The organism is Spiroplasma endosymbiont of Seladonia tumulorum, assembly GCF_964020235.1.
Taxonomy (GTDB): Bacteria; Bacillota_I; Bacilli_A; order Mycoplasmatales; family Mycoplasmataceae; genus Spiroplasma.
Genome location: NZ_OZ026545.1, coordinates 163,569 through 189,289 on the forward strand (window position 1 = coordinate 163,569; position 25,721 = coordinate 189,289).

Below are 25,721 nucleotides of genomic sequence, written 5' to 3' on the forward strand. Positions count from 1 at the left end.
CCTTTCTTATAAATATCATAATTTTTGATTATCTAAATAAACATCATTAATAACTCCGCCCCCAAGGCAAACTTCATCATCATAAAAAACAGCAGCTTGTCCTGACGTAATCGCTTTTACTTTTGTTGCAAATTGCACAAGACATTTATTATCACTTAAAACTGTTACTTTAACAGGAATATCTTTTTGACGATAACGAAATTTAGCTGTACAATTAAATTCTTTTTCATGTAAAGTATTAATTCAATTAACATCAGTAATAATACAACTCGTTGAATATAGTCATTTTTCTTCACTACTTTTTGCAACATATAAAATATTGTTTTCTACATTTTTACCAGCCACAAAATATGGTTCACTCATCCCACCTAAATTTAAACCACGACGTTGACCAATTGTATAATACATAACCCCATTATGATGACCAACAACTTCTTTTGTTTCAATATCAACAATATTACCATTTTGATTTGGAATATAATTTTGTAAAAAGTTTTTAAAATCACGTTCTCCAATAAAACAAATTCCTGTTGAATCTTTTTTATTAGCTATGCTTAAATTTTGTGCACTTGCAATTTCTCTAACTTCTTTTTTTGTTAAATTTCCTAATGGAAAAAATGTTTTTGATAATTGCCCTTGGTTCAACTGACTTAAAAAATAAGTTTGATCTTTTTCCCGGTCAATTCCCCGTAATAATTGATATTCTTGTAATTTTTCATTAAATCGTACTTGAGCATAATGTCCCATGGCAATAAAATCAGCATGATAGTTATTAAATGCATAGTTTAAAAAACAGTCAAATTTAATATACTTATTACATAAAATATCTGGATTAGGAGTTCGCCCTTTTTGATATTCATTAATAAAATGTTTAAACACATATTCTCAATATTCTTTAATAAAATCAACACGGTGCAATGGTACTTGTAATGTTTTACTAACATTAACAGCATCATTATAATCAAGTTCTTGTGGACAAATCACATTATTAATTGCTTTATTTCCTAAAATATCATTATTTAATTGACTGTCTCAATTCCGCATAAAAAGACCTTCTACATCATAACCTGCTTGTTGTAATAAATATAAACTAACTGAAGAATCAACCCCTCCAGATAATCCGACAACAACTTTTTTCATTGCACATCACTTCCTTTTTTATAAATAAATAATAATTAATTAGTACTATTATTTTAACATTGAAAATTAAAAATCCCAAGATAAGAAATTGGTTTCCTATTGTTTAAATAATTTACTATATAAATTTTAAGACTAGAGTGCACCCATTTTAGTAAGTACTAATAAAAAAGTATTTACTATTTTTTTAATTATATCTTTTTCTTTACGATTTGAATATCATGTATTTCATTTTATAACATCTTGTATATATTCTTCATGTGAATTATATATTTTATTATGGATTGTAGCTTTCTTAAGTAATGAATGAAAACTTTCTATAACAATATTATCTGCACAGTGGTAATTTTTTCCCATTGAAATTGTAATACTGTTAGATAAACATTTATCGTGATAAATAGTGGATGTATATTGATATCCGTGATCTGAGTGAATTATTATTCCATTCAGATCTTTTTTTATTAATTTTATTTTATTAATTGCATCATTTAAATTATCCATTACTAATTTATTGTCATTATATTTAGATCACTTTACATCAACTATTTCTTTAGTATATCCATCAATAATTGTTAATTGATAATATCTTTCTCCTTTTCAAATTAAATATGTTACATCAGTATATAGTACTGAAAACCTTGTTTTTATATCATTGAATTTACGATTAATTAAATCAGGATATTGCAATAAGCTTTTTTCTTTATTCTGTTTATATTTCATTTTTCTTCTCATTTTTCTTACATATTCAGGTTGTATTTGATTATCACGCATAATTCTTAAAACTTTTTTTGAATTATATTTTATACCATAATCTTCCTTTAAATATTTAGTAATTCTTCGATAACCAAATTGTTTTAAATTTTCTTCATAGACTTTTACAATATCATTTATTGCTTTTTTATCTTTTTTGCTACTGTCATAATTTTTATATTTATCTCAATAACTACGTTTTAACCCTGTTACTTCTAGTAATAATTTTATTGAATATTCACAAAAATTTTGTTTAATAGAAGAGACAATTCTTAGTTTGCTTAATTGTAAAAGTCATGGAGCTTTTTTAATAATTCATACCTTGTTTTATAATATTCTAAATTTCTTTTGGCAAAAGAAATTTTAGGTCCTTTAGGATTGTTTAATTTTCCTTTTTTATGATTTGCTCATCAAGATTCTACTGTATTTGCATTTATATTATATTGTTTTGCTACTATTCAACAACTTTTTTGTTTAATTTCCTCAATGATTTTTGTTCTAAATTCTGATGTATATTTGTTATATTTTTGTCCTTTTTTTGCCATATAAAAATGCACCCCCTATAAAAATTTAGCAAAATCTTTTTTTATTTTACTTACTTTTTGGGGTGCACTCTAGACCTTTCTTTTTTTCTTTTTAAAACTGCTGCTAACATTAAAATATTTGCCAACAATAAAAAACTATAACTAATAATTTGCATAATATTACTGGACTAATTAAAAATATTGTTCATAAAAAAATAACTATATAATGCAATCCCAATCACACTACATAAGAAAAGTAAACTTAATGGTAAAAAACAATAAAGCTGAATTTTAAAATTTGATACCAAACAAAATGGAAGAACAACAATAATTGCATAAATCCCAATTAAAATTAACATAAATATTCGATTCATAAAAAAATAATGATGATTAACAGTAATAAAATTAAATTTACCAAAATTAACTACAAAAAAATTATATAAATCTAAAGCTGAATTATTAATTCAATTATTAAACACTAAAAATGCACTACATAATACTATTAATCCAATAATCGCCATAAGGCGGGCAGATAAAACAATTGGATCACGTCATTTAAGAATGTTGTTTTTCTTAATTTTTATAATTCGTTGACGCCCATTTGGTAATTGCTTAATTTGATAATTATTATTAAACATTGTTGTTGCTTGAACAGTAGACTTTGAGTGCTTATTTGTCAAAGGCAAAATATTAGGATTAAGGTTTTTTGCTTTTCTTCTTCCAATTTGTTTTATTTTAAGTTTACTGCCTTGTTTTATCAAATCTTCTTTGACATTAGAATTAAATAACTTAGCATAAAAATTATCTATTTGATAAGTTCCCTTTGCTTCTTCAAGTTCAATTGCTTGAGAAGTTTCATCTTGAAGTTTTACTTTTTCTGATAAAACTTGTGAAACTTTTTTTGTTTCCAAATTCTTTTCTTCTTGATGATAATATTTATTGGTTGTTTGTTCCACACCTAAATTTGGTCGTTTTGTTATATCCCATTCCATCGTATCAATTTCATCATAAAATTGATTTCCCTTGTCAGGACGAACAATTAAATCTACTCCTTTTCCTGTTTTTTTATTTTCATTTTGTTTATTATCAAACTTTTTATTATAAGTTTTTTCTTCAATATTTTTTGCTTGGATTGGAGGCATATTATGTGTTATTTTTTGCGAAACATTTATTTTTTGACCTGGTATTTTATTATAACTTTGAGTAAAAAACATCTTTTTGTGGTGATGATTTTGGTAAAGAAAGTTTAGGAAAATGATTTGTTAGAACTGACTTTGATTTTATAGTTTGTTTATTATCAATATTAGTTAATGACTTCTTTAATTTTTCTTGATCTTTTTGCATTATTTTTTGAGCAACAGCACGAGCTTGTGCTTTAACTTCTGTATGATCAATTTTAACTTCAACAGGTTCATTGTTAAATTGAGCATCATTATTTTTCTTATTAAAATTTAATAAATCAATGTTTTTTGTAATAGTAGGTGGCTCATATAAATGTTCTTCATTATCCAATTGAATTTTTTCATCAAAAGTTGATTTAATTTTATTTAATCGGTGATGAAAACTTGTTTTTTCTTGTTGTAACTTTTCAGTTTGATGATGTAAAATTTTTAATGCATTTGAATTATCTAAATTTAAAATCATTTTCCGTGGTTGTACAAATGAATTTAAAGCACTATTTTGATTAACATTTTGGGTTTTAGTAAAAAAATAATTATTCTTAAAAAAATGACTATTTTCTTGTAGAAAAAAAGTTACATCATTATTTAAAGTAAACTCTTTCTGTTCAATGCTTTGTATAGTGTAAACCAATTAGAACAAAACAACTCTTATTAAAGGGTTGTTTTTTTATTTAAAATAAAACAACTCCTAAAAGAAGGTAATGATAATTAAGCAACAAAAAAATATGTGATGTTAATGATTGTTATAAAGTAATATCATTCATTACCGAAGAATTTTTATCAAATAAAGTTTTATGAACTTGTGAAAAACATAAAGATTTATTGAATAAAGTAAAAGATAAAACACAAAAGCGGTTTTATAAACGTTTAGAAAATTCAAAAATTATCTTTGATTGAGAAACTGGGTTTTTAAAACTTAAATTTTACAAAACAACTTAATGCAGAGTGGGACGGTTATTTTAAATAACTAAGTGCTTCCATAAGAACATGAGTTTATACTCATTCTCACAGCCGGCCGAGGCAAGTACTGAAATAGTGTATGAGGAAATATGTAAATCGGCGCTGGTTTTATAACTAAGCGATAGTCGTGATGTGTCCAAGGCTAACATCAAACGACAATAAAAATAGAGATGGTGACACAAACAATTAAATTTGCGTTTAGCATTCGGTCCTTTGTATGGGTGCAAGTAAATTTAATTTCAAAAACTGAGCGTCAAATCCCAGAGCGAAAGCACAAATGGGCACGGATAAAGGAAGACATATATATATGTCTGGCGTCAATATTAAAAAAACAACTGTGGATTATTAAACAAACAATATATCGCCACCGCTCACCCCCAGTGAAGCGGATGGCGTAGTAAATAAATAGATAAATAATTATATAACTAATTCTCGCTTGGTACTTTCACTTGGGAGTGAGTGCCAGCGAGTTAAAAATAGGAGGTTTATATGAAAAAGTTAAATAAAAAACCTTGAAAGTTTTAAAGTAAAAAGCAATTACATAAAAAAATTGAGCGTGCTAATGAAAGAGCAAGAATAGAAAATAGTAAGGAATTAAATAAATATGAAAAAGTTAAATAAAATTTGTCTTAAACAAAAATATTGAGGTTATTGCTTTAAATGCGATCAAAAAAATAAATTACAAGAATTAATGCTTAAAAGTTATCCAGTATCATTTGAAGATATGACTGATGAGCATTGAGCATTAGGAAAACAAAATTAGGAGAAACTAACCTATGAAATGTCAAAAAATTAATTGTAATAATAAAAATGCTTATTTTGGAAATAATTATATTGAAAAAATTGGTGATAAATTAGAGTGAAATTTAGGTTATAAAAAAGAAATTATATTATGTGAAGAACATTGATTAAAAATTTATCAATTAGAAAATTTAATTGTAAATAAAAAGAATTCGGAGGAATAAATTATGACTAAAAGATACTTATTAATTATTAAAAATGAATATTTAACTACATATTCATTTTATACTTTTGAAGAAGCAAAAATAACTGCTAAAAATGAAAAGTATTATCCAACAGTAATTATTGATTTAGAAAATGAAAATATTAAATGACAAGGATGTGAATAATATGTGAAAAGATGAAAATGGCAAAGTTTATACCGAAGAAGATTTATTTAATGAAGCATTAGAAAAATGTCATTCAGAAGAAAGTGCTTATTACTATATTGATAGTTTAATTGAAAAAAAGAATTTGGAGGAAATTTAATAATGAATAAATTTATTGGAATTGGTATAACAACAAAAGATATTGAAATTAAGAAAACAAGTAATGGAAAAGAATATACTATTTTTAATTTAGCAATTACTCGCCCATATTCAAAACAAAAAGAAACTGATTTTATTCCTTGTCAAGTTTGAAATAAACAAGCAATTACTTTACAAAAATATTGTCAAAAAGGTAGTCAAATAGCAATTACTGGTGTTTTAAAATCTTTTAAAAGTAAAGATAATAAAACTGAATGAATAGTTCAAGTATCTAATTATGAATTTTTACATACAAATAATGATTTAAAAAAATCTGATAAACCACAAGAAAAAATAGAATTTAATTCATCTGAGACAAAAGAATTATTTAATAATGATAATCAAAATATTGGTAATGATGAAACAATTTTATGAGATTAGATTTAAAACCTTTATATATTTTTAATGATAAATTACATAAGTATAGTATTTTAATACCTAGTGTAAGTAAAATTGTTAATATTTTAGTGCCAAAAGATTTTTCACAAATTGATGAGAATATTTTAAAATTAGCACAAAATCGTGGAATATGTTTACATAATATGATTGATGTTTGAATAAAAAATAATTTTGATGATGAATTAATTAAATTTATTGATTGTGAAATAAAATCACATCGTGAATTATTTAAAAATTTTACAAAACTATATCAAGAAACTTTTAAAGATATTAAATTTAAATATTATGAAACTGAAAAAACACTTTATAGTCCTTTAATGTGTGGGACAACTGATTTTATTGGAATAACAACTGATAATGAATATATAATATGTGATTGAAAAATTACTAGTTCTAATGAGAAAACAGATATTGAACGCTATATTTGGCAATTAAAACTTTATTATTTATTAGAAAAAGACTTTTGTATAAATAATAAAAAAATATTAATGATAATTATAAATCCAAAATTAAAAATAGTAATTAAAGAAAAAGTTGATATTACTAAACAAAATTTAGAACAAATTAAAGAAGCAATTTTAATATGACAAGAAAGAGAGGAATGAGAAAATGTCACAAGAAACTAAAAAAACATTAATAGCAAGTATTGGTGAAATACAACACGATTTATCATTATATTTAGAAAAAAACCAAACAATGCAAATGAATGGTAGAACAATTTATAACTATTTTGGTGAAGCACAAGTATTAGAATTAGTTAAAAAAGAATTTAAAAAGCATCATATTACATATATTTGGAGTTATGTGAAAGATACTTTAAAAGTAATTAATGATATACCATATTTTGAAATGGAATTAACTTTATGTAAAGAAACAGAAGAAATTAAAACTTATTGACCTTTTACAGGGAAAAATACTGACCCCGCTAAAAGTATTGGGTCAGCATTAACTTATGGAGTTAAATATGTTTTAAGCAAACTATTAGGTTTACCAACCGAAGAATTAGACCCCGATAATAGTGAAATAAGTAAAATTAATTCTAAACAAGAAAAAGAACAAACAGAAATTATTAACAACTCAAATTCAAATTGAATGAGTGAACAGCATTTCAATAATATTAAAAATTTTATTACAAATACAAAAATAAAACAAGATATTATTTCAAAAGGTAAAAATTGATTAAAAGAAGAATTAAATGTTGAAAAATTATCACCAGTTCTGATTAGAAAACAAAGCGAAGATTTTTATTATCAATTTAAAGAAAGATTTTTAAGATAATGATAAAAATAGGTATTGACCCATCAGGAACTGGTACTACCGCTATTGTTGTTTATGAAGATAATAAATTAAAGGAAAAATTAGAATTTACTAATTATTTATGAATAAAACAAGTTGATTTTATTAAAGATATATTATTTAAACACTGCAATAGTGTTTGTCTTGTAAACATTGAAAATTGCTTATATACAAATGCTAATGGTTCAAAAGACCGTGATGATTTATTAAAAATAATTGGAGTAATTAAATATGATACACACGAATTAAATAATGTTAATTGAATATCACCCCGTTATACTAAATCAGTGGTTAAAAATATGGAAAATTTAAGTAAATATAATGATAGTTATTTATGAAAATTTGATAAAGATACTAATTTAACTTATCAATATGGTAAGGGTTGATTTTATAATAATGATAAAATAAGTAATCATTTACGCGATGCAATTATTATTGCTCATTATGAGAGGTAATATATTATGAAACAATCATACAATCAAAAAACAAGAAAATATTATTCTTGTAAAATTCGTAATATAAATGTTTACTTAAATGAAAATGAAGAAAAAGTTTGAAATAAATTAAATTTTGATACTTATTCACAACGAATCGAATATCTTATTAATTTTTATATAAAACACAATAAAGAAAAATAAAAAATAACCAATTAAGGTTATTTTTTTAAATACTATTTGTTAGTTGTCTAATAGCATCTTTTTGTTCTTGTTTTTTGTTGTTTACTTTAACTTGTTTTTTAACATTTTTAATTTGACCTGTTTTAAGTGCTAATTCTGTTGCATATTCAGGTCCTCGTAAATGTTTTTCGTGTGCAATAACAGCTGTTCTTAATTCTCTAATTTCTGCTTTATATTTTTTAATTTTCTTAGCAGATAATCCAAGAATACCAAGACTACCCATTCCACCAGCACCCGCTAATACAAGTAAAGCAATCATTAATGTATCATTTAACATTTTTTTCTTCCTTTCTCACCCTTACTCAAACAGTGGCCATCCATCCTTTCAGAACAAAATAATTTATAAATTAAACTATATAACCACCCAAAAATATCAACCACCCCTATAAATATAGTCTATTTTAATAAAATTTAATTATTTGTTTATATTTAATTCTTGTTTATTTTCTTCTTGTTTTTGTTTTTTAATATTTTCATTTTGTATATTTTTTAATTTTTCTTCTGTTATGCCATCTAAATTATTTCATTGTTTAGCTATTCGTGGTTGAACGACACGCGGATTAATACGGCAGTCAAAACAATGTCTTAAATGGTCTTTTTTTCATTTTGATTTATCAATTCAAATAATAATTAAAGAAATTATTAAAGTAATTAAAGGTAATATTGTAAATACTAATCCCATTTTAGATATTTTTAATCTTGGTATATCAATTTTCATATCTACTTTTGGTTTACTACTAGCAACAAATATACCTTGAATTCCGTGTGTAAATAAAGGTGTTATCAAAATAGCAATTCCATTACCTCAATATTGTCCATAATTATACCAATTAATTTGGTCTTTAATGCCATTAATCATCCCATACTCTAATCAACAATTTAATGCTAAAAATATCAATGTATAAAAACTAACTACTCAACTACGAATTTTATATTTTCTTTCTCATTCTCTAATATCTTTATGAGTTCAATTATAAGTCGGAATAGGGTCTTTTTTAAATCAATTTCAAGGTAAGGCACCCTTTAATCAAGTTGTTTTATCTTGTTTCATAATTATTTACCTCATTTAATTTTTTATTCATTTTTATTTAATTCTAATCATTTTTTATTGAATAATTCTTTAATATCATTTCTATTATTTGAAATAATTCTTCATATTGGATGCTTTTCAAATAAATTTAATTCATTAATAGTTGTTGCACTATTTATTTTTCTTATCACTATATCATAAGAGTCCGATGTTTCTTCTTGATACTTGGGTAAATCAATATCCATATCACGATTATAAATAGAATGTGGTTCATTTGACATTAATTCGCTATTATTTATTAATTTTCTTTTAATTGTTAAATCTTTAATAACAATATTATTTGTTTCATTTTTAATTGATCCATCTTGCTTAATTGTTATGCTTTCATAAGAATTAGCTGCTAAAAATGAAAAAATTGATTTTTGTGATATTGTTTCAAAATAATGTGTTACAAATTTATTAGCAGATGCATAATCTGTTATTGAAATTGATATTTTATAGTAATATTTTGTTAAATCATAATCTGGAATTTTAAATGTTAATTTTTCGTTTGCTTCTGGATAATTAATTAATTCTCAATCATTGCCACCACTAATAGATATATCACCACTGCCTAATAATGAAGAACCATTAATAGTTTTAATATTTGTACCGCTTACTAATTTATCTTGTTTAGTATTAATATCTTGTGATGTTTTTACAATATATTTATCATCAACTTTTTCAATATAATTTTTATTTAAATAACTATCTTTAATAACATCCGATGGAATTTCATTACTTTGTTTTGCTTTTCAAACACCATTTTCTTCATAAATAGTATCATTATCAAACGGAACGACTAATTTAATATATTCATTATAATCAATTTTACTAAAATCATTTTTTGTAGGATAACTAATATTAATACTATTATCTTTAACAATTCTATCTTTTAATCAAAATAATAATGTTGGATAAAAAGTTTTTTTACTAATATGTTTATATTTTTCTTCTCATGGATGAGCATAATTATCTAAACTATAATTATAAGGTCTAGATACTGTTTTACTAGATATAATATCAATTATTTCACCTGCTAATTTTAAAGCATTTTTAACATCACGAGTAATATTTTCATTTGCTTCAGGGTCATTAGTTTGTGAATAAGCAACACCACCTTGTGAAAATGAAGCACTACCAGTTAAATCATTAACTCCTTTTGGTAAATATCAATTTATAACTGCTAATAAACAAGCAGATTGAATATAACTTAATCATTTATCATTTTCAATTAAACCAGTATTATCTTTTTTTACTCATGGAAATAAATCTTTTTTATTTATTTTATCAGATATTGTCCCACCTGATAATCTATCCATTCATAAACTAGTTTTTAAAATAGCATTATAAATTAAATTATCATTATAAGCAGATTGTTTTCTATCATTAATAGGCTGTCAAAGTTTACTTTCTTTAACATCTTCAACTGCTATAAATAACAAATTACTTAAATTATTTTCCATATAAAACACCTCTTAATTGATTACGATATTTTTTTTAAAATTACTTGGCTTATAACTATTAACTCTTGTTTTTGTTTTCTTAATTGTTTTAATAGTTTGATTAGTTTTGTAAAACATATTTTTAACTGGTGTTTTATATAAATTCTTAATATTTTTAACATCACTTCGGCGTTCACAATATCATTTTTTATTATTAATTTCACCAGCAAAATTAAAATTAAAATGTCCAATTTTTAAATTATTAATAAACTTTTTAATTTGTTGTAATTTTTGAACTGTTGGTAATGTTAATTTAGTAGTTCCTTTGGGATATTTTTCTTTTAATGCTTGTGGTAATCGTTTTTTAATATAATTTCTTAAATGACTAGGTAATCATTTTCTTAATCAATAACGTCAAAATAAAGTTCCTGCATTAGATACAGCATTACTTAATAATTTTCAAATTTCAACTGGAACACTAGGATAAACATATGGACCATAAAATTTCGGATGTTTTGCTGTTTTTGTATATATTAAAATAGTTAAATTACCTGTTAAAGTTAACTTATTTGTAATATTAAACATACCACTATCAAGCCAACTACTATTTAAAGGTTGTCAATTAGTATTTAAATAATTTTCATTTTTAAATTGTTCTCTATTTTTAATATTATTATCTTTTTCTAATTGACTTAATATTTGTTGTATTTCTTTTTTATGACCTTTTTTAATTAAATCTAAATAAGTAAATGGATTTAATCACTGATAAATATCTTCAACTTTATTTGTAATTTTATTATATTTATCACTAATATAATTAATTGGCTTTAATATTTTATTTTTAACTTGATTAACTCTATTAATTAAATTTACAAATTTACTTATTAAAGGTTTATTTTTTAAATTAGATACTAATAAAGTTAAAACGCGTAATATTAGTAAATTCATTTTATATTAACCTTGATTATTTGGTTTTGATTTTGGTTTTGTTGCTGAAATTAGATAATCAACTGGAACTCTAAAAGTTTTATTTAGATTACTTTTAGCGGCAGTAATTTCATCTTGGCTTGGTTGTTTTTCCAAAATAATTTTACATGTTTTTGGATATAAAATAGTTGGTGTTGCATATTGAACTTTACCAATTCATTTAGGGTTAGCAGTATCATTATCTAAAACTTGTTGAATAGTATCCATATTAATTGGATATGCTCATACTTGTTTATTTAAAAATAAACCATTTACATTAGTAAAATTATAACCTTTATCACGGTTAACTTGTCCTTTTGTATATGTTTTTTCTAAATGAAAACTTTTTGATACAGGAATACCCATTGCAGTATTTTCATATAATTCACCATTAACCATTGCTTTTAATTGAGCTTGTGAACCAATTACTTTTAAATAAGCAGGTGTTAATCCTAAATACGCCCTACGACCTAAAACCATAAACATTTTATCAGTTGGCAAACCAAAATATAAATTACTAATTTGATTTGTTAATTCAATCAAAGTTTCATTTAATGTAAAGAATGCTCTATTTGCATCATCAGCATTTTCAGCTGTATAACTACGAAATGAAATTACTTCATATTGACCATCTGCTAAACAATAATCATAAATAGCCTGAATTAATTCACATTCTAAATTAACAAATTTATTCTGTACAACACTAGAAATAGCATCAGCAATAACGCCATTTTTAATATTTTGTTCTATTAATGCTAAGTCAAAAGCTTCATTCATTAATTTTAAATTAAATCTTTTATCAATAGGAACTGGAATTCTTGTTAATCCCATTGTTTGAGTTGTCCCACCATTTGGTAATGAATAATCATCTTGTCATACCACACGATGAGTTAAATTATATAGTGCTTGTCCTGCATTTGGTAATCAAGCAACTTGTTCTGCGGTTGCTGTTGCATACTGCATAATACTTGCATATTCATTATATAAAGGTCCACGCAATAAAGCATTAACCATATCAACATAGGCTTTTTGTCCTGTTGTATTACCCTGTAATATAAAAGGTACTTGTGGCAAATTAATTGTTGCCATAATATTTCACTCCCTTATTATCTAAGGTTTTTAAGTGTATAATCAGTTATTTTTTTAATTTCATCAGGAGTATATGCTCCTTTTTCTTTAATAGTTTCAATTTCATCATTCTTATTTTCAGTTGATTTTTCAATCATATCTTTAATAAAATTAGTTGGTGAAACTGATGGTTGTTCTTCAACAAACAAATCAGGTTTTAATTCTTTTAAAGTTTGCATTTTTTTCAATTAAAGAACTACCACTAACTTTTTCTAAATTAGTTTTAATATCTTCAATTTTAGTAGATGGAACATCTTTAAATGCTTTTAATTCATCTAATTCATTAGATAATTTAATAAAGTCTTCTTTTGATATAACATCTTCGCGTTTTTGCACACTTTCTCTAATTTGTTTTGCTTCATTATTAAACTGATTTAAGATATTTTCTGCAATCTCTTCACTTAAGCCTTGTTCTATTAATTGTTCTTTTGTAAGTGCCATTTTATAAACCTCTCTTTTTTTATCCTTGTCCGATTAACAAGTCAGCATAAACTCTTTTTACGGAAAAAGATTAAATCCATAACTTGATTATACATTAATAGTTTATAAATACAATATATTTTGTATATAAATACTAAACAAATAATATAAAAGTGTTATAACTAATACAATACTTTTTATATACAAAAATAAATTATAAAATATAAAAATAATATTATAAACTTAATATATTTCATTGCTAATATACCCCTTAAAACGCGTAATAAGAGTTATTTTAAAAGATAAAATTTTTAAAATAATCGCTAATTTTGCTTGTATATATATATATATATATATATAATGGTGGTAAATCATGATAAAAAGTTTCAAGATAAAAAAAGGAGAAAAACAAGTATGAAAAAATTACTTAGTTTATTAAGTGTATTAACAATTAGTGGTAGTGCTGTACCAACAATAATTGCCGCTAGTTCTTATAAAAAACAAGAAAAAATATTATACTATAATAATGATCATAAGAAAAAAACTTTTTGAATAGATTGATATAAAAAACCAAAAGGTGGAATTTTATGGTTTACATTAAATTTTGGCTCAGATTTTCCATTTAATTATACTAAGTTTAGATTTTTGGGAAATAAAGAAGATTTTTTTACTAAAGTGAGTTGGGGAGATACATCTTTTGTAGGTAAACCAATTAATAGAGAAATTAACAAATTTAATGATAAATTAACTAATTATAAAATTAATGATCCGGATGAAGCTATTAAATATATTAATAATGATAATACTATTTCAATTCAGGAAGTTAATTATACATTTATGTCCGCTAATTTTACAGCACATCATTTTTATTTTTTTACTTTTTATTGAGAAAATGAATCACTTTTTTTACAAGCTATGTCATTTTATGATGTAGAAACTTGAGGTTCTTTGTCTGGAGGAGGAATATGATTAGATATTGGAACAGGATTAAAAATATTTAATTAGAATAAAAAAGTTACTAATTTTTATTTTTATAAAATAAAGGAGAAAATAAGTAATGAAAAAAATATTAACTCTTTTAGGAACAATCACTTTAATTGGAACAAGTACAACAAGTTTAGTTAGTTGTCATGATTCAAAAACATTTACTAAAAAAACAGATGATATTGGTAATTGAAAAGGTATTTCACTACCATTAAATTTTTTTATTAAAAACAAAGATAATAAATATTATGTTATTAGTCATATATCATCAGAAAATAAAAAATGAGTTATTAATTTAATTTATAATAATACAACAATAGGTAAATTTGCAATAGAGCCAAATTATAAAGTTTGAAAATGAACATTAGAAACTATTCCAACTTTACCAAATATTGATGAAAATGGTAATATTATTAATTAATAGTATAAAAATTAATAGAAAAGGCGTCCTGTACGATGAACCGGCAAAAAACAACTCTTGTGAGATTGTTTTTTTTTTTTTTTATTTTTATATTAAAAAACATAAATTTATTTGCATTATTCATCGGATAGTATCTTTAAATTTAGAACTTTTATCATAAAAAAACAGATTAAATTCTGTTTTCCCTACACAAAATAAACAATATTTTTATAAATCCTTTCAATAAAGGTATTATCCGATGAATAATGCGGCACTTAAAATTTAATATTTTGATGCTTAAAGATGAATAACTCATCTATGGCACGAAGCCTTAAAGAAAGTGTGAAAGCGATTGGATTTACTACTCCTATTTATTTCTTTAATTCTCGGCAAGATTAATCACTTGCGAAATGTCAGAGCGCGTGTTTTTTGCTTGTTTTCATAAAAAGAGTGCTGTTAAACCGAAAAAACAATATCGGACACTAAAAAACAAGAGAGTTGGAACTCCAAAAGGTTATTTTCTTTATATAAAGTTGTGTAGGGATGGATGAAGCGTAATTAATAACTGGGTAAACTGTTTCTTTGTTTATTTCCGTATGGGGGTAAACTCTATCAAAATATCTTATCCCGCCCCCGCTCACCTTCAAAGTGAAGCGGGGGCGAAGTAATTAAATACTAAAATAAATTATTTACTAAATATCAAAATATTAACCAATAAAGGAATATTATGTTTTTTACAGAAAGGAAAATATTTGATGAAAAAATGAAATAAAAAAATTAAAAATAAATTACAAGAATTAATGATACGAGCTTATCTAGTAACGGTAAATGATATTAATGATGAAATTTGAGCAACAAATAAAAATAATTAAGGAGTATAGATAAATGACAGAATATAAAAGTTTGTATATTAATAAAACTTGAAATGAAATAACAACGTCATTTGATTGAGTTAATTGTCAGCCTGTTAATTGTCGTATTTCACATCATAAAAAGCATTATGATTTGCATTGTTTAGAATGAGCCAAAATGTACTTAATTTTATTTGAAAACAATTGAGATGTAATTGCTTCTTATATGCAACATTACAAAATTAACGATATTTTAGATTTAGCATCCGATGGATGAAAAATATTACAAATTGACAAAAAAAATAAAACAAATAAATTAAAATATATTATTGCAATTGACCCTGCTGGAATTGGACAAACTGGTATGATTATTTATAATGTTTTGCAAAAGAAAATAATTAATAATATTACTTTTAATTCTAAAAATGAAGAAGAAGCAATAAATAATATGTATTTAATATTAAATGAGTTTAAAAATAAAATTTGTTCTTATTTAAATAAAGTTATTGTAATAATTGAAGATTATCAACTTAATAAAGGTTTAAAAATAAAAAATCCATTAGCTACTCCTAAATTTATTGGTGGTTTAAAAGTTTTATGTAAATATCTATTTAATTTAAATTATGTTTTACAATCGCCAGTTGTTAAGAAAAATTATATTTATAAAGGAAATATTAAAATGACAGAGCACGAACACGATGCTTGAAAACATTTACAATATTTTATAACAGAAGGAGTTGATAAAAATGGCACAAACAAAAAGTAATTTACTTAAAAAATCAATAACTAATAAATCTAAAATAAAAAAGTTAATAAATTAGAATTAACTGTTAGATTACATGAAAACCCAATTAAAACTAAAATTAAGGCACTGGTTGCTGCTGGTGTTGAAGTTGATGCTTGTTCTGCGAAATGTCAGTGAGAAGGATTAAATTACTCAACATTATCAATTTATAATCCGTCAGTTGTATCTGCTTTTTTGAAATTAAAAAAAGATGATGAGATAAAAATTAAAGGCTCAGTATTTAATCAGTTAAATATAAAAACTAAACGCTATTTTTTATCTTTTCGAGTCGATAGTTTCGAAATTATACAAAAAGCGATTAGAAAAAGAACAAATACAAATATTAAAAAATAGGAGGAAAAACAATGGCATTAAAAAATGTAAAATTTGTTCTTATTGATAAAAATAATGAACCTATTAAAAATGAAGATGGTAGTTTAGATATTAAAACTGCTGAAATTATTTTAGAAAATACTGTTGAAGTTGAAGAATTTAATGCAAGTAATTTAGAAAATAGTAATCAACAAATCAACGAACTACAAACAAAAAATACTGAATTAACTTCACAAATTGAAGAACAAACAATTCAATTAAAACAAATTGAAGTAATTGATTTTATTAATTCTTTAACTGATAATGAAGATTTTAAAAATGTTTTATTAAAATCTTATGATATTACTGATGATATTGAAATCATTAAAGTACAATTGCAGAGTGTTTATGATGAATTAATTAAGGTACAAACAGTTAATACTGGTGGCGTACCAAAATCAGAAAATAAAGAAAACAATATTTTAGATACAGACAATGTATTTAATAAATAAGAAAGAAGGTATAAAATTATGGCACAAAATCCACAAAGAATATTCGGCGATATTGTTAATCAAGCAACACAAAAAGATTGTGAATCATTTGACCAATGATATTTACAAACTTATCAACAAAAATTTAGCTGAGAGGCATTATTTGCGTGAAAAGAAGCAAATAAGTTTGGTTTAACATATAAAAGAAAGAAAAATATTAAATATAATGAAGGTATAGGAAAAGATAAAAAAGTATTTAATACTGATGACAGTCTTTTAAACTATACTGAAGTAAAGTTTGAAGATGGAACAGTTGAATTAGATACAATTTTAACTTTTGCTCGTAAATTAGACCCCGTAGAAAGTGATTTTAATCCCAATCTTTGGGCGGCTGATATTGAGCAAGCAATGGATACTGAAGTTGCTTATAAACGCAATAAAATTTTAGAAATTATTAATAAAGGAACTGTTACAACTATTCAAGGCCAAAAATCAGATGATACAAATGCTTTACAAATCCACGATGAAATTATGGATAAAATATATGAAAATGGCTTTACCCCATCAGAAACAGTTGTCTTGGATTCGGCTGATTTTATTCGTGGAATTCGTAATAAATTACAGTTACAACTTGGCGCAAATGACCAAATAAATAGCGTAATTGAAACAAGTGGAGCAATGAAAACTGTTGAAGGAACAACATATTATATGGTTCCTAAAAAATTACCAATTATTAATAAAGATGGTTCAGAAGGAACAATTGAATTATTATCAAACGGAGTTAATGCAATTGCCTTTAAATTTAGTAAAAAATATGATCCTCTTATTTTACGCAAAAAAGACCATACTCCGCTAAGGGTTGGTGCTGCTGCGTTAGGTACTGGAATGGGTAATACTTTAATTATGGAAAGAGTTTTATATTTAGGTGGAGCAGTAGTTGAACCTAAAGGAATTATTAAACATATTGTTACAAAAATTGATATTAGTAAAATTAATAAATTAGATAAACCAACTATTCATGTTGTAAATCCAACACAAACAACAGCAGAACAGTTAAAACCACAATTTAAAGATGTTGTTTTAAAAGCAGTTAAAGCCGTAAATAGTTCTTTAACTGAAAGTGATTTTGATTACTTTATTGAAAGTAAAGGTGAAGATTGACCAATTAATATTACAAATGATAAAACTGTTTCTGTTCAAATTGAAGGTAAAAACAACGCTACTGGTCAAACATCTCCGATTGATGTTAAAATTAAAAATTCTTAATAGTACTAAAAAATAGTACTTTTTCGTTTGATAGATATGTCAATTAGAACATCTAAAACAGCTCTTATTTATGCTGTTAAAAAAATCCAACTAGATTGTCAATCCAACAACAAGAAAAAAATTTTGGTTTACAGTTATTAGAATTTTTAGGAATTCAAGTTTTAGCTCTTGGTTTATCAGTTTTAACTGGTGGTATTGCTTCGGTTGTTGGTCTTGGTACGGGATTATCTAATTTTGCCGCAGCATTTATCTCGTTTGGAGTAGAAACAGCAACCGATTTTGCCGTAAATCAAATATATGATAAATTAACATCAGAAGTAACAGCAAAAAGTACCGCCTTAAATTTGTTACCAGCAATTGGCGGTGTTGGTAAATTAACACGTGCTGCTCGAACAACTAGAATTTTAAAATTAGCAAAAGAAACTAAATTACTTGAAAAATTAGGTGTAATAACTGCTAATAATTTAGAAGATGTTGTAAAACAAGTTACAGGCAAAAAGATTTTATCTGATAAATTAATATTTGATTTTTAAAAGCAGGCTAATAATGAAACTTTATTATATACATTTGGTAAATTGGCCCGAAATGATTTTTATAAAGGTTTTAAAGTTTCTAATTTAGAAACAATTAATAATTTATTAAAAATTGAGAAAAATATTCAAAAAATAAGCCCTACATTAGTTCAAAAAATACCGCGCGTAAATGAAAAAAATGCTAATAAATTGTTATATGAATATGGATTAAATATTGATAAAATAAGCAAAATTAATACTAATGAGTGATATAACATTATGACTAATCTTCATAAAAAAGGTGTTGGTAAAAATCTACTATTAAATGCTAATTTAATGCGGAGCAGTAAAATATATAATAATAAATTATTAAATATTTTTCACCAAACACCAATTAAATTAAATAAAATTTTAAATCATTTAAACCCAAATTTTTATATTCAAAAAGTAACTAAAAAATTATTAGCTCCAATTGAAAAACAAATAATTACAATTAAACAAAAAGTAATTAATAAAATTACTGATAAAACTAAAAAAATATTCTCTAAATTTGAAACTAAAGCTATTAAAAAAGGCCAATTATTACCCTTTGCTTATGGTTCTGATGTTTTTTTAGCAGTAAAAATTGTTCCATTATCAGTTGCGGGAGAAGTTGCTTTAACAATATATTATAAAAATCCTAAATATGTCCCTATTGTCGTTATGACAACTTTAATCAAAGCAGAACAGTTTGTTTTGGCTCCTGAACCGTTTAAATTCTATATGAACAGTGAGTGGTTTATTGGTTGGGGATTTAAAAAAACAAGTTTGTTTAATTTAGTTTCTTTTGCCCCACTTGTTTATCAGCAAGTAGTAAAAGATAGTTTTAAAATATATCGGATAATTGCTAAGATATTAAAAATGCAAGAACAATTTAAAAATAACTTTAATAAAGATAAATTGTTAAATACGCTAGAAGATAGTGTGGTTACTAGTTTGTTAGGTAATGGACTAGTATTTCAAGCACATAAACAACTCAGAACAAAACAAGATTTAAACAAAACAATTAAAACAAAAACATTACTAAATAGTAAAAAATTTATATTAAAGAAAATATATTTTTAAAAAAGTAAATGATAAGGAGATGATTAAATGTTAAATGAATTATGACAAAATGTTACTTTGGAAAATTATAATAATTTTATTCCAATGACAGGTAAAATTACACAAGTTCCAGTTCGTTATAATAAGTTCTTTAAAGGTGATGTAGAATTATGATTTAAAACATTTGCTTTAAGAGCCCAAAATATGATTAATTCTTACTTAAACTATCCATTTTCAAAACTAAAGTTTGAAACATTTAAAGATCCATTATTAAAGAAAATTTGTATTAATATGGTGTTTATTACGATTGAGCATTGAACATTTAACCGCATTCCAATTGAATTTTTTACTTCGGCAAATATGAGTGTTGGTGATATTAATTATTCATCGCAAAATGATCCTATGATTACTTAACAAGGTCTATTGCCTACCTATGCAAAATCATTGGCTAATTTAACAACTTTAAAGAAAATGTTTCGTACTTTTCAAGAAGAAGGTATTGATTTAACAATGATTGATTTAGAAGCATATTATACTCAATTAGAAGTTGATGCTTTATTAGATAAACTTGTTATAGAAAAAATTAAAGATGAAAAACTTGCAAAAATAAAAGAAGAAATTTTAGATGAATTAAAAAAATCAATTGTTATACCAAAAGTTCCAGATTGAGAAATTGTTGATACTAGTGATTTTAAAGTTGGACAAAAAGGATATACTATTCCTAATTTTGATAAAGAAAATTATATTTATAGAATTTGAGCCTCAGGAAAAAATATCAAAGGAGATTTAAAAAGTCAAGGGATGTTGCAAACAAGGCATAGTTTTAGACAAACAATAGGTGTTATATATGATCAAATAGGTGTTAATAGTGCATGTTTAGCATTATCTATTAATCCTGATGGATTGATTAATATTGGAGTTAATGGTCCAGCAACATTTAGACCTTTGGGATTTGTGTTTATTGAAAGAAAAAAGGTAAATTAGAAAGGAGATGTTATTATGTCAAAAGTAAATATTAAAGATGTAATTATGTTTTTGAAAATCTTTGGAGTTTCATCATTGTTTTTTATCGCAGGAATTATTATTTGTTTTATAGGAGAAAAAACATTAGGTATTTCTTGACCGGCATATGTTATTGTTTCAGCAATGCTTATCGGAGCTGGAATTATAGTTTTGATTATTGAAACAATTAGATTTATCAAAACACATAACAAAAAACAAAAAGAAGATAGTATTGAAGATGTTATTAAAAAAGAAGAAACAAAATAAAGGGGAAGTTATAAATGGGATTGTTACCAGCAAAAAAGAAAATAAAAAAAGATTATGATATTGATAGTTATTATCTTAATTTAGCATCAACTATTACTAATCGTAAAAATGTTACTGTTCAAAAACATAATGAGATTTTAAAAAAAAGAATTTGTGAAGATAATGCTATTTTTTTAAATCCACGAGATTTAGAAATTAGCATTTATAATCCACTTACTAATCAACAATTAGATACTAAATTAATTAATAACTTTTTAAAGATGCAAGACTTTACTAATAAAAATTGATATAACGAATATAAAATTAATAAGAATGGTAGGGGTACATACTTTATTTTTGTTAATAATTCAAAACTTAATTTTATTACTATTGATTTTTACAATGACCAATATGATGAATTAGATAATTTAGTATCTTGTACTTTTGATTATGACTCTTATATTAAAAATGACCAGAGTATTTTTATTACTGAAAAATTAGAGATTGATGCTGTAACTAAACAAGTTAAAGTTATTAGAAAGTTAAAAACACGATTATATAGTACTATTACCGACTTATATATTGATGATGCTAAATGAAATAACTATACAACTTTACAAAGAGAAGAAATATTACCACTTAATTTTATTCCAATTCAAATTATTCCTAATAACCCTAATTTTGAGCCTTCTGCTCGGTATGGTAAACAATTTGCTAGTATTTTAGATATTATTGCTGAAAAGATAATGTTAGATCCATTATTAAATAGTGGTAAATTTACTATTAATACTAACGGCGTGACTGGTGTAGTTGACCAAGAAATTAGTAAAATGCTAGCTTCATTTATTGAAAATGACTTGTTATTAGTTGAAGGAGACCCTGATAGTAATTTTCAACCAGTAGATTATATTGCGGGTAATTTTAAAGGTGAACAATTAACCAAAATATATGATTGATTATTAACTAATTACTATAAAATAAATCGCCATCATGTTCCCGCAATCGCCAAGGGAGCCCAACAAACACAAGCAGAAGTTGCGGGAGTAAATATTCAAACAAACGCATCATATGAACAAATGATATATATTAGAGAAATTAAATTAACTGAATTCATTATTAAGTTAATTAAATATAATAATGCGATTTTAAACAGTAGAACATTCAATATTAAAAATATTGATGAGTTAATTGTTGATGTTCGCTTACCAGTAAATGCTACTTTAAACAGACAATTAAAAAACAACGAAACTATTATCAATATGCCTATATCAGTATTTGATGTTGTTTCTGATTTAGAAAATCCATTCATTTTTTGAAATGTATTTGTTTCTGTTAATTGTTTAGAACAAGAAACTGTATTTTGAATTTGTTCAATACTACTATTATTTATAAATGTTGAGTTAGAATCTTTACAAATATCATTAAGATCTTGTTCTAAATTATATGATTTATTTTTTTGTGTTTCTTCTAAAACAAGTTCAGATTCTGTTAAATTTTTTAAATTAATATTTAAAATCTGTTTAATTTCAGAATTAGGATTTTGTTTTTTATGATATAAATATAACCCTCTTTTTACTTGATCTCTCATATTAATAATTTTAGATTCAATTAATTGCAATGTATCATATTCATAAACTTTATTATCTTTTGAACCAAAGTATAATTTGTTATTTAAAGCTACCCCAGAAGATCAAATACCATCATTTGTTGTAATTACAACTTTTTGTTGTCCAGTTTCAGGATTATATTCATAAACATTATGATCAAAAGAACCAAAGTATAATTTATTATTTAAAACTACACCGGAAGAAATGGCATTAATATTTGCTGTAATTACAATTTTTTGTTTTTCAGTTGTATGATCATATTCATAAACACTTCCATCATAAGAACTAAAATACAATTTATTATTTAAAGCTACACCGGAAGAAAAAACACTCCCATTTGTTGTAATTACAACTTTTTGTTGTTCAGTTTCAGGATTATATTCATAAACATTATGATCAAAAGAACCAAAGTATAATTTATTATTTAAAACTACACCGGAAGAAATAATACTTTTATTTGTTATAATAACAATTTCTGAAATTCCAACAATATTATTTTTTTTATTATCTTGTCTTTTTACTCTATTTAATTTTTCTAAATTATTTTTTTGTGAATAATTAACTTTACTAATTTCTAATTTAGTTTCTTCTTTTTGATAGGGGCTAGCAGCAATTGTTGTTGGTACAGCGGTTCCACCAATAGTTAATAGACTTAATAAACTTAAAAGTTTTTTCATTTTATTATTTCCTTTCTTTTATCTTGAAAATTTTTATCAAGATCTATTGACATTATATATATATATATATATACAAGCACTTTTTAAACATATTTGAGAAAGGAAGTTATTTAAATGATTATTATTGTGATTATATTGTACTAATCTGGGCTCGCGGTGATTTTCATAAGTTTTGCGAAAAATGCCTTAAAGTTTAAAAAAACTTTTGCCGCGCTTTTCAAAATACTTGGGAAAAATTCTAAGCGTTAAGCGAAGAATTTTATAAAGGTTCCCAAATTTGTTTGAAAGAACCTCAAAATCTTTTTTAACTTGTAAGTCATTTTATCACAAAAATTTAAGAAAATCAACCGCTCGCCCAAAACCTAAAAAATCTGCTATTACAGATTTAATAAAAATATAGATAAAAATTAATTGAAATATTCTCTAATTTTATTTCAATAATATTATAATACATTTTATATACCCATTTTAAAGCGATACGGATAAGAACCATAAAACAAAGCATCATATGGATCGTGGTACATTTTACTGTCGGGTGTGTTTGTTTTGGTATCGCTAAATCTTAATTCACTAATACACTTATCTAAAAATGGGAAGTTATATAATATACCATATATTTTGCCTTGAACAAACATTTTTCTTATTCATGTTACACGATTAATTATTCCCGCTTCTTTATTAAGGGATGTCTGATGTTTTTTGGCTTTAAACATCTTAATTTTATAACCTAAATAAGGGTAAATATCTTCTTGTAATTTTTGCATAAAGTCATGAGCATTAATATCATAATGAAATGTAGCATATTCAAAACCATCAAATTTATCAAAACAGTTAATTATTCATTGTCCGTAATGTTCAACTATTTCATTTAAATTCATTGCGTTTTTTGGGGTAACAACATTTTCTTTAATTAAATATTTATCATATTCATTATTTTCATTAATTTTATAACCACTAAATAAAAATACTGTATGGTCTTCACTACCATTAGCATAATCAACACCAATTGAATAACTATCAAATTGATATTGTTTTGTATTTGTATTATAAAAATCTTGTAAATTATACTCTTTAATATATTTACGATAATTTCGTAAAACATAAATACTGGGGTCATTATCGTTATATTCAAAACCGTAATATTCAAGTTCAAATAAATCGGGTCGTTCTTCTTTATTTGCTAAAACAATTTTTTTGGTAATATCAGGTATTTTATTTCAAACAGCCCCCATAGTTAAACGCAAATTAAAAATACCCAAACCATTAAATGCTTGTTTGTTTTCTGAATATACCTGATTGTGTTCTTTTAAAATATTTTTAATTCTTTCATTTAAAGGTAAATATGGCGTTACAAATTTTTCATAAAAGATATGGTATTTATCAAAAGGATTAAAGGTAAATTGATTAGAATATGTTTTATAAAAATATGTTGTAACTGTTATATATTGTTTTGCTATGTTGTCTCATTCTTGAAATGTCCAAGATAATTCTTTTACTGGAATAGGATTATCTAAATTATATTGTTCATTATCATTTTCATCCGTGTATTTTTCGTAAGACACTTTTAAACTTTTAGAACGAAACATTGAAACTCTTAAATTATTATATCTTTTATCTAGTTCTTTATCAGTTAAGATTTCTTTTTCTTCAGCATGTATCATTTCGTCAGTTCATGCTGATATAATACCACTACCTTTACCAACTTTCCCCATAATTTTATTACCATTAGCATAACCAGCAAAAGCAATGCGAACACCACTAGGAAAAACAATTTCGCCACCTTCTTTAACATTTTTAGGTCAAACAATACCATTTTCATTGTCATACCCTATATCAATCCCATATTTATCATATAGATAGTTGCAGACATTAATTGTATCGCCAAATGTAGTATCTTCGTGGGTATTGGCATATCTTCGTAAAATGTTAGATGAAGCATCGGTAAAATTACAAGCAAAAAATAATTTTTCTGCTAGGTGATTTCATGTCTTATTAGTACCACGCCCCGCTGAGACAAACTTAAAAAAACATGGCGAAGTAAAATATCGGGCATAACTATCACCAACAAAATCTTTAAATACTTCTCAATCAAAACCAAAATTATAGTCACTAAAATTTAAATTATATTTTTTATTTAAATGTTCATAACTAGTAATTCGTTTTTTATTATTAATTTTACTAAATTCTTGCATATTTATTGACCTATTTATTTTATATATAATACATTATAAGAAAAAATGAAAGGAA

General features: G+C 24.4%; 34 protein-coding genes. 21 read left to right on the forward strand and 13 right to left on the reverse strand.

Features of this window, described 5'->3' with window-relative positions; genetic code table 4:
- Positions 1–6: 6 nt before the first annotated feature.
- From mnmA to AACL22_RS01175, 5 genes are all read right to left on the reverse strand, one after another.
- Positions 7–1,140: a tRNA 2-thiouridine(34) synthase MnmA gene (mnmA, locus tag AACL22_RS01155; RefSeq protein ID WP_338988969.1), complete on the reverse strand. Its 1,134-nt coding sequence runs from the start codon at positions 1,138–1,140 to the stop codon at positions 7–9.
- 132 nt (positions 1,141–1,272) lie between these two features.
- Positions 1,273–2,202: an IS3 family transposase gene (locus AACL22_RS01160; protein ID WP_338992947.1), complete on the reverse strand. Its 930-nt coding sequence runs from the start codon at positions 2,200–2,202 to the stop codon at positions 1,273–1,275.
- Complete coding sequence (locus tag AACL22_RS01165) at positions 2,169–2,432, reverse strand: hypothetical protein (RefSeq protein WP_338988774.1); 264 nt, start codon at positions 2,430–2,432, stop codon at positions 2,169–2,171. Before AACL22_RS01165 ends, AACL22_RS01160 begins: the two co-directional genes overlap by 34 nt.
- Positions 2,433–2,599: 167 nt before the next feature.
- Complete coding sequence (locus AACL22_RS01170; protein ID WP_338988971.1) at positions 2,600–3,625, reverse strand: hypothetical protein; 1,026 nt, start codon at positions 3,623–3,625, stop codon at positions 2,600–2,602.
- Complete coding sequence (locus AACL22_RS01175; protein WP_338988973.1) at positions 3,603–4,055, reverse strand: hypothetical protein; 453 nt, start codon at positions 4,053–4,055, stop codon at positions 3,603–3,605. The genes AACL22_RS01170 and AACL22_RS01175 overlap by 23 nt, the downstream gene beginning before the upstream one ends.
- 1,101 nt (positions 4,056–5,156) lie before the next feature.
- Here AACL22_RS01175 and AACL22_RS01180 point away from each other — a divergent pair.
- Genes AACL22_RS01180 through AACL22_RS01220 form a run of 9 tightly spaced genes read left to right on the forward strand, consistent with a single transcriptional unit; the run spans position 5,157 to position 8,192 of the window.
- Entirely contained in the window at positions 5,157–5,315 is a 159-nt protein-coding gene (locus tag AACL22_RS01180) for a hypothetical protein (RefSeq protein ID WP_338988974.1), read from the forward strand.
- Between the two features lie 13 nt (positions 5,316–5,328).
- The gene (locus AACL22_RS01185) at positions 5,329–5,517 is read left to right on the forward strand and encodes a hypothetical protein (RefSeq protein ID WP_338988976.1); all 189 of its coding nucleotides are present in this window, start codon (positions 5,329–5,331) and stop codon (positions 5,515–5,517) included.
- A 3-nt stretch (positions 5,518–5,520) separates the two neighbouring features.
- Positions 5,521–5,682, forward strand: a complete 162-nt coding sequence (locus AACL22_RS01190) for a hypothetical protein (protein ID WP_338988978.1) — start codon at positions 5,521–5,523, stop codon at positions 5,680–5,682.
- Position 5,683: 1 nt separating this feature from the next.
- On the forward strand, positions 5,684–5,821 hold the full coding sequence (locus AACL22_RS01195; protein WP_338988980.1) for a hypothetical protein: 138 nt from the start codon (positions 5,684–5,686) through the stop codon (positions 5,819–5,821).
- A 2-nt stretch (positions 5,822–5,823) separates the two neighbouring features.
- Entirely contained in the window at positions 5,824–6,240 is a 417-nt protein-coding gene (locus AACL22_RS01200) for a single-stranded DNA-binding protein (RefSeq protein WP_338988982.1), read from the forward strand.
- Entirely contained in the window at positions 6,231–6,884 is a 654-nt protein-coding gene (locus AACL22_RS01205) for a hypothetical protein (RefSeq protein WP_338988985.1), read from the forward strand. Before AACL22_RS01200 ends, AACL22_RS01205 begins: the two co-directional genes overlap by 10 nt.
- Positions 6,868–7,536 carry an ERF family protein gene (locus AACL22_RS01210; protein ID WP_338988987.1) on the forward strand — a complete coding sequence of 223 codons (669 nt, stop codon included), beginning with the start codon at positions 6,868–6,870 and terminating at the stop codon, positions 7,534–7,536. Before AACL22_RS01205 ends, AACL22_RS01210 begins: the two co-directional genes overlap by 17 nt.
- The gene (locus AACL22_RS01215) at positions 7,536–8,009 is read left to right on the forward strand and encodes a hypothetical protein (protein WP_338988706.1); all 474 of its coding nucleotides are present in this window, start codon (positions 7,536–7,538) and stop codon (positions 8,007–8,009) included. Before AACL22_RS01210 ends, AACL22_RS01215 begins: the two co-directional genes overlap by 1 nt.
- 6 nt (positions 8,010–8,015) lie before the next feature.
- Entirely contained in the window at positions 8,016–8,192 is a 177-nt protein-coding gene (locus AACL22_RS01220) for a hypothetical protein (RefSeq protein WP_338988954.1), read from the forward strand.
- 25 nt (positions 8,193–8,217) lie between these two features.
- Here the strand turns inward: AACL22_RS01220 and AACL22_RS01225 are convergent, their stop codons facing one another.
- From AACL22_RS01225 to AACL22_RS01255, 7 genes are all read right to left on the reverse strand, one after another.
- The gene (locus tag AACL22_RS01225) at positions 8,218–8,508 is read right to left on the reverse strand and encodes a hypothetical protein (RefSeq protein WP_338988712.1); all 291 of its coding nucleotides are present in this window, start codon (positions 8,506–8,508) and stop codon (positions 8,218–8,220) included.
- Between the two features lie 138 nt (positions 8,509–8,646).
- Complete coding sequence (locus AACL22_RS01230; RefSeq protein WP_338988713.1) at positions 8,647–9,282, reverse strand: hypothetical protein; 636 nt, start codon at positions 9,280–9,282, stop codon at positions 8,647–8,649.
- A 23-nt stretch (positions 9,283–9,305) separates the two neighbouring features.
- Entirely contained in the window at positions 9,306–10,766 is a 1,461-nt protein-coding gene (locus AACL22_RS01235; RefSeq protein ID WP_338988989.1) for a hypothetical protein, read from the reverse strand.
- A gap of 12 nt (positions 10,767–10,778) precedes the next feature.
- A complete protein-coding gene (locus AACL22_RS01240; protein ID WP_338988991.1) occupies positions 10,779–11,693 on the reverse strand; it encodes a hypothetical protein in 915 nt (304 codons plus the stop codon).
- A gap of 6 nt (positions 11,694–11,699) precedes the next feature.
- Positions 11,700–12,800 (reverse strand): hypothetical protein, encoded by a 1,101-nt coding sequence (locus tag AACL22_RS01245; protein ID WP_338988992.1) that lies wholly within the window; start codon positions 12,798–12,800, stop codon positions 11,700–11,702.
- 17 nt (positions 12,801–12,817) lie between these two features.
- The gene (locus tag AACL22_RS01250) at positions 12,818–12,988 is read right to left on the reverse strand and encodes a hypothetical protein (protein ID WP_338988993.1); all 171 of its coding nucleotides are present in this window, start codon (positions 12,986–12,988) and stop codon (positions 12,818–12,820) included.
- Positions 12,951–13,280, reverse strand: coding sequence for a hypothetical protein (locus AACL22_RS01255; RefSeq protein WP_338988995.1), 330 nt, complete (start codon positions 13,278–13,280; stop codon positions 12,951–12,953). Before AACL22_RS01255 ends, AACL22_RS01250 begins: the two co-directional genes overlap by 38 nt.
- 393 nt (positions 13,281–13,673) lie before the next feature.
- Here AACL22_RS01255 and AACL22_RS01260 point away from each other — a divergent pair, with 393 nt between their 5' ends.
- The 12 genes from AACL22_RS01260 to AACL22_RS01315 all read left to right on the forward strand — a co-directional run bounded on the left by AACL22_RS01260 (position 13,674) and on the right by AACL22_RS01315 (position 22,824).
- Positions 13,674–14,264 (forward strand): hypothetical protein, encoded by a 591-nt coding sequence (locus tag AACL22_RS01260; protein ID WP_338988998.1) that lies wholly within the window; start codon positions 13,674–13,676, stop codon positions 14,262–14,264.
- A gap of 52 nt (positions 14,265–14,316) precedes the next feature.
- Positions 14,317–14,664: a lipoprotein gene (locus tag AACL22_RS01265; protein ID WP_338989000.1), complete on the forward strand. Its 348-nt coding sequence runs from the start codon at positions 14,317–14,319 to the stop codon at positions 14,662–14,664.
- An 864-nt stretch (positions 14,665–15,528) separates the two neighbouring features.
- Positions 15,529–16,260: a hypothetical protein gene (locus tag AACL22_RS01270; protein WP_338989002.1), complete on the forward strand. Its 732-nt coding sequence runs from the start codon at positions 15,529–15,531 to the stop codon at positions 16,258–16,260.
- Positions 16,261–16,473: 213 nt separating this feature from the next.
- Positions 16,474–16,632: a hypothetical protein gene (locus AACL22_RS01275; RefSeq protein ID WP_338989005.1), complete on the forward strand. Its 159-nt coding sequence runs from the start codon at positions 16,474–16,476 to the stop codon at positions 16,630–16,632.
- A gap of 11 nt (positions 16,633–16,643) precedes the next feature.
- Positions 16,644–17,102 (forward strand): hypothetical protein, encoded by a 459-nt coding sequence (locus AACL22_RS01280; protein ID WP_338988799.1) that lies wholly within the window; start codon positions 16,644–16,646, stop codon positions 17,100–17,102.
- Between the two features lie 18 nt (positions 17,103–17,120).
- Entirely contained in the window at positions 17,121–18,347 is a 1,227-nt protein-coding gene (locus AACL22_RS01285) for a hypothetical protein (protein ID WP_338989008.1), read from the forward strand.
- 95 nt (positions 18,348–18,442) lie between these two features.
- Entirely contained in the window at positions 18,443–18,880 is a 438-nt protein-coding gene (locus AACL22_RS01290) for a hypothetical protein (protein WP_338989009.1), read from the forward strand.
- A gap of 42 nt (positions 18,881–18,922) precedes the next feature.
- Positions 18,923–19,963, forward strand: a complete 1,041-nt coding sequence (locus tag AACL22_RS01295; RefSeq protein WP_338989010.1) for a hypothetical protein — start codon at positions 18,923–18,925, stop codon at positions 19,961–19,963.
- Positions 19,964–19,990: 27 nt separating this feature from the next.
- Entirely contained in the window at positions 19,991–20,356 is a 366-nt protein-coding gene (locus AACL22_RS01300) for a hypothetical protein (RefSeq protein WP_338989011.1), read from the forward strand.
- Between the two features lie 9 nt (positions 20,357–20,365).
- The gene (locus AACL22_RS01305) at positions 20,366–20,926 is read left to right on the forward strand and encodes a hypothetical protein (RefSeq protein ID WP_338988787.1); all 561 of its coding nucleotides are present in this window, start codon (positions 20,366–20,368) and stop codon (positions 20,924–20,926) included.
- A gap of 15 nt (positions 20,927–20,941) precedes the next feature.
- Positions 20,942–21,211, forward strand: coding sequence for a hypothetical protein (locus AACL22_RS01310; RefSeq protein ID WP_338988785.1), 270 nt, complete (start codon positions 20,942–20,944; stop codon positions 21,209–21,211).
- Positions 21,212–21,225: 14 nt separating this feature from the next.
- The gene (locus AACL22_RS01315) at positions 21,226–22,824 is read left to right on the forward strand and encodes a hypothetical protein (RefSeq protein WP_338989013.1); all 1,599 of its coding nucleotides are present in this window, start codon (positions 21,226–21,228) and stop codon (positions 22,822–22,824) included.
- A gap of 1,105 nt (positions 22,825–23,929) precedes the next feature.
- On the opposite strand, the gene AACL22_RS01320 is transcribed toward AACL22_RS01315, so the two are convergent.
- Positions 23,930–25,666 carry a hypothetical protein gene (locus tag AACL22_RS01320; RefSeq protein ID WP_338989016.1) on the reverse strand — a complete coding sequence of 579 codons (1,737 nt, stop codon included), beginning with the start codon at positions 25,664–25,666 and terminating at the stop codon, positions 23,930–23,932.
- Between the last annotated feature and the right edge of the window lie 55 nt (positions 25,667–25,721).